Origin of the sequence: Aeromonas sp. QDB68, assembly GCF_027707405.1 — a bacterium.
Taxonomy (GTDB): domain Bacteria; phylum Pseudomonadota; class Gammaproteobacteria; order Enterobacterales; family Aeromonadaceae; genus Aeromonas; species Aeromonas caviae.
Map to the genome: position 1 here is coordinate 1 of NZ_JAPCIQ010000223.1, position 1,007 is coordinate 1,007.

Genomic DNA, 1,007 nt, shown 5'->3' on the forward strand with positions numbered 1-1,007 from the left:
CGCGAATTCAACTTCGAAGTGCGACACTCGCCTATGCCGCCTGACGGTACTCTTCGAATACCTTGACAGGCTGCCTGAATCCGAGACATTTCCGAGGTCGTAGGTTGAGCCACTGCTCCGCTCTCCTGACATCCTCGTCCGTGACCTCTCTCAGGTCTGTTCCCTTTGGGATAAACTGCCTCAACAGCCCATTGCTGTTCTCGTTCAGACCGCGCTCCCACGAAGAGTAAGGGTGCGCAAAGTAAGTCTCGGCACCCAGCGCTTCCTCTATCGCCTTGTGTTCGGCAAACTCGCCGCCGTTGTCAAAGGTGATGGTATGCACCTGCTCGATGTAGGGCGTTAACATCTCGATTATCGCATCCCGCACCACCCCAGCCTGTTTGCTCGCGACCCGCTTGACCAGATAGAGCCGGCTCTTGCGCTCCACCAGGGTGACCAGTGCACCTGTGCCTTGCTTGCCCAGCACCGTGTCCGCCTCCCAATCACCGAGCCGCTCCCGGCTATCGACGATAGCCGGCCGTTCATCAATAGAGCGGGCTTCCTTGATGGGAGAACGCAGGCTGCTCGCCCCCTTGCGGTAGCGCTTGTGGCCCTGGCGCAGATGGCGGTACAACTGGCCACCCCGGGCTTTGTCGGCGGCCACATGGCGGTATATCCACTCGTGACTCACCATGAGGCCTATCTGCTTGCCCACCGCGCTTATCTGCTCCGGGCTCCACCACCAGGCGAGTGTCAGCTCGACAAACTGGATGACATCGGCAGATAGCCGAGATTTGGCCGCACTGGCCCGTCGGTGGGTGGCGTGCTGATGCGCATTGTCTGGCTGGTAGCCCTGCGGCCCGGCGTTACGACGCAGCTCCCGGTAGAGGGTGGAGCGATGAACGCCAATGGCGCGTGCGGTGGCAAGGATGGACATCCCCTGTGCGCGAAGCACCGATAACTGGTATCGTTGCCCCTCGGTCAACTGCTGATAGCTCATGGTGATACTGCTTTTACTTTGGCGAGCA

The 1,007-nt window shown here is 60.2% G+C and carries 1 protein-coding gene; it reads right to left on the reverse strand.

Translation table 11 applies throughout. The features are described from left to right. Positions 1-31 precede the first annotated feature (31 nt). Complete coding sequence (locus PG892_RS22340; RefSeq protein WP_019706001.1) at positions 32-979, reverse strand: IS30-like element ISAs2 family transposase; 948 nt, start codon at positions 977-979, stop codon at positions 32-34. Positions 980-1,007 lie beyond the last annotated feature (28 nt).